Consider the following 2,602-nt stretch of genomic DNA (forward strand, 5'->3'; position numbering starts at 1 on the left):
CCTTGCGGCCCCTGAGGTCCTGCGGGTCCGGCGGGTCCGGCGGGTCCAACGCTGCCGGCGCCGCCCGTTCCCGGCGGGCCTTGTGGGCCTGTTGGTCCGATCGGGCCTTGTGGGCCAGCCGGCCCCGCCGGTCCGGTGGCACCAGTCGCGCCCGGCAAACCGTCGTCGCCATCCTCGCCTTCGGGGCCTGCTGGCCCCTCCGGTCCAGCAGGCCCTTCCGGCCCCGCCGGTCCTGTGCCAGCAGAGCCAGCATCGGTCATGATGCCCAGCGCCGTCTGCACCAGATGCAGCGGCGCGATCAGCGGCCGGCGGCTTTCATCGACCGTGACACCTGCTGCCGGTCCCGCCACCTTCCACCCCGCCGCCGGGTTGTCGCCGGTATGTTCCAGCGGCACCGTGATGGCAGCCAGCAGCACGCAGTCATCGGCATGTTCGTGGCGTTCATGGCAGCGCTGTGCCATGACGCGCGGACGGAATTCCGTCAGCCAGATGCGCCACACCAGTTTCAAAAAGTCATCGAAATCGTCGATTTCAACGCCTGCAGGCAACGGCGGCACTTGCGGCGGCAGATACGGCGGCGGCACTTCTGGTGCCGGATCGGCGGGTGCCAATATCGCAGGCTGGGGCGCAATCAATGCCAGCGCATCGCGGATCGTCTTTTGCCAATCTGCGGCGGCCAGCGGCGGCGTGCCCGGACCGGTGTCGGCAATACCGTCAAGCCAGCCCGACAGCGCCGCCATCGCATCGGCTTCGCGCTGCATCGGTGCTTCGCGGCGAAATTCGAGGCAGTAATCATCGCTGATGCGGCTGGGCGCCATCAACGCCGCCTCGCTGCGGCAGGGCTCGCCCGGCACCGGCACCGGCGCGGTTTCGCAATCGCGGAAGCACAAGGTAAGGTACATGGTCGTCGCCGTCGGCATCGGGTCACCCGCCGCCGGCACCAGGCCCCGCCCGGTTTCCGGCAGCGCCAGCCAGCCGTTCAGCGACCCGCACTGATCGCGCCCGACACAGATCAGCTTGCCCGATGGCGCCGCCGCCGACCCGGCCGTGATGCGCACGCGCGGGCCATTGTCGCCATCATTCTCGATGCCAACGGCAAGCCCGCTGGCGGTGCCATAGCCAATAAGATCGCGCACGATCCATTCGCTGCGGCCGATCAGATAGGCGTGTTCCTGGACATAATCGGCAACGCCCAGCACCATGCCCTTGACGAAATTGACATGGGCGTGCGGGTCCGGTGCGGCAATGCCCGGTGCAGCGGCGGTCGTGGTGTTACAGCAACCCATCGGAGGCCTCCCCAAAATCAAGGTGAGCGGTCGGTTTCAGCATGACAGGCGTGTCCGGCTGGCGTTCAGGTCAGCGCCATCGGGCAGAGCAGGGCCATCGGGGCCGACAAAGCTTTCGCCCAGCCACGCCCGGCCCAGCAGGGCAGGCGGCAGAGTATCGGCAGACCGGCTGCCGGCCCCCAATGTGGTGTCCATGCCCAGCCGCGCCTCTCCGATGCGGTTCATCGCGAAATAGAACCGCACGTCGAAAATCGTATGGGCCGGCTTTTCCAGATCGACGATCCGGGCCGCCAGCCGGCGCCGGCCCTCGAGTGTTTCGGCATCCGTGGCGTCGCCGGGGCCAACCGGCAGCAGCACCGAAAACCGGTGCGCCGTGCGGGCAATCGGCATCAACCCGGCCGTAAAGGCGCCCCAGTCGGCCCGGCCAGCAGCAGTGGCGGCGGCGGCATCATTCAGCGCCACCTCGCCAAAACTGTTCCAGCCGCTGCCATGGGCATCGTTCAGCGCGTCGATGCGGCGATACCGCCCCGTCAGGAACCGCTGCCAATACTGCCGGGCCGGCGATGTGCGCAGCAGGAATGCGGCCCAATCCTGCGCATGACCTCCCGGTACCGACAGGCGCGGCAGGCTGGCCATGGCGGCGCTTGCGCTGCGGCCCAGCCCGGTCTGAAACGCGCGCCATGCGCCTTGTTCCGCCAGGCCAGGGTCGATGATTTCGGCATCGGCAATGCTGCTGGAATCGCCGGCGCCAATGCGCCCCAACCGGCGGGTGCGGAACGTCTCGACGATGCGGATCGCACCTTCGCAGCGGCAATCCTTGCTGCCGAACAACGTGCCGCCCAGCGGCTGGCCGAACGCCAGCGCCAACGCGCTTTCGACGCCCTTCATTGTGCCGCGCCAGCCAAAGAATGTCACGGCATGGGCGATAAAGGCACGGCTGCGCGCCTCCCCCCAGGCCGGATCGAGCGCGACATCGAACCAGCCGGCCAACCATGGCAAGGCCTCCTGCGGCGCCGTGCGCGTGTCCAGCAGATGCTCCGCCGCGATGATCGCGGCTTCGATCCGCGATGTGATCCCCTGCATGTTGGACAGATAGCGGGTAAGAAAATCCGCCGGCTCGGGCGCCTCCAGATAGACACCAGGCAGATAACGCTGCGCCCATGACTGACGCGGCCATGACGCCCTGAGCGCCCGCAGCCGGGGCGTCACATCGCCGTCGCTGGCCAGCGTGATGCGCAGCTGCATGTGCTGGCCCTCGATACGCTGGCACAGCAGCTCGTGCGTGCCGCGCCCGGCGGCCACGTCGGTGGCGATGA

Annotated in this window: 1 protein-coding gene and 1 pseudogene; both read right to left on the bottom strand. The window is 68.4% G+C overall.

What is annotated here, in order from left to right:
• Positions 1-1,286, bottom strand: a pseudogene (locus RMQ73_RS01655) (hypothetical protein); the annotation flags it as partial.
• Between the two features lie 36 nt (positions 1,287-1,322).
• Positions 1,323-2,602: phage tail protein (locus RMQ73_RS01660; protein WP_310496236.1), on the bottom strand; the 1,280-nt coding region annotated here is incomplete at its 5' end.

Source organism: Sandarakinorhabdus sp., from assembly GCF_031430775.1.
GTDB lineage: Bacteria > Pseudomonadota > Alphaproteobacteria > Sphingomonadales > Sphingomonadaceae > Sandarakinorhabdus.